The 744-nt window shown below is 59.0% G+C and carries 1 protein-coding gene; it reads right to left on the bottom strand.

Annotated features, from left to right (window positions below; all coding sequences use genetic code 11):
* A partial coding sequence (locus NW837_RS15265) for an RNA-guided endonuclease InsQ/TnpB family protein (protein WP_414332492.1) occupies positions 1-672 on the bottom strand: 672 nt, incomplete at its 3' end.
* Positions 673-744: the final 72 nt, after the last annotated feature.

Here is a 744-nt window from a genome sequence, read left to right on the forward strand (position 1 = left end):
CTTGACTTTGCGGGAGAGCGCTTGCTGTGCCTTGCGCAAGCGCGCCTCGTGCCGCTTGAAGCTGTTGAGGGGGGCATAGAACGAGCCGTCCGACAGCGTGGCAAAGCGGGTGATGCCCATATCTACGCCTACCGCACCGCCGGTTGGAATGGGCTGCTCGACCTCTCGCTCAGTCTGAATCGACACAAACCACTTGCCGCAGGACTGGCTGACGGTGACGTTCTTCACCGTACCCAGCACTTTTCGGCTGTTGCGGTAGCGCAGCCAGCCCAGTTTGGGCAGGAAGATGCGGCTATTGGTCTGATCAAGCTTGATCTGCTTCGGGTCGGGATAGCGGAAGCTGTCGTGCCGGCCCTTCTTCTTGAACTTTGGGAAGCCGGCGCGCTTGGCAAAGAAGTTGGCGTAAGCCCGCTCCAAATCCTGGAGCGCCTGTTGCAGCGGATGCACCGGCGCATCGCCCAGCCACGCCGTCTCTGTGCTATTGCGCCATTCAGTGAGCAGCTTGCACAGCTCGGCGTAGCCAAGCTTCTTCTCGCCACACTCGTAGCGTTCTTTCTGTAACGCCAGCGCCTTGTTGTAGACGAACCGGCACGAGCCAGCGAAGCGGCGCATGAGTCGCACCTGCTGGCCGTTGGGCAGCAATTCGTACTTGAAGGCTTGAAGTCGTTGCATCGCTCAATCGTATTCTTGGCCTATGCGTGATGACAACGATATTCACATGGCCGGCACTGCGTTTTTAAAGGG

The organism is Synechococcus sp. R6-10 (genome assembly GCF_047461815.1).
Classification (GTDB): Bacteria; Cyanobacteriota; Cyanobacteriia; order Thermostichales; family Thermostichaceae; genus Thermostichus.